General features: G+C 70.4%; 1 protein-coding gene. It reads left to right on the forward strand.

What is annotated here, in order from left to right:
* Positions 1–510, forward strand: a 510-nt coding sequence (locus IH13_RS0121380; protein WP_199814784.1) for a hemerythrin domain-containing protein, incomplete at its 5' end; no start/stop codon positions are given.
* Positions 511–524 lie beyond the last annotated feature (14 nt).

Raw genomic sequence — 524 nt, forward strand, 5'->3', positions numbered from 1 at the left:
GTCCTGCACCGGATCGAGCCGGTACCGGGAGCCGATCGCGTCAAGGGCCTGGGCGACGAACTGATCGAGATCCACGACTGGTTGCGCCAGGAGCTGGTCGAGCTCCGCCACCAGGTGGACGAGGTCGTCGACGGCGCGGAGTCCGCGGAGGTACGACGGCCGACGCCGGACCTGGCGCGGGAACTGCGCACGCACTGCCTGAGCTTCTGCGAGGCGCTGAAGGTGCACCACAACGGAGAGGACGCCGGCGGCTTCCCTGTACTCGCGAAGTGGTTCCCGGGACTCGCGCCGATCCTGGCCGAGCTCACCGAGGAGCACAAGAAGGTGGCGCGGCTCCACGATGAGATCCAGCGGCTCGTGGACGGCTACACGCCCGGCGTGAGCGATCCTCGCGAGCTCCGCAACAGGCTCGAAGGCCTGGCCACCGAGCTGGAGGCCCACTTCGAGTGGGAGGAACAGACGGTCGTCGCGGCCCTCAACGCCATGGGCCCGGCGCCCGAGCGCCGCTGACGACGCGCCGGCGG

Origin of the sequence: Streptomyces sp. NRRL WC-3549, from assembly GCF_000721935.1 — a bacterium.
In the GTDB taxonomy this organism is placed as follows: Bacteria; Actinomycetota; Actinomycetes; order Streptomycetales; family Streptomycetaceae; genus Streptomyces.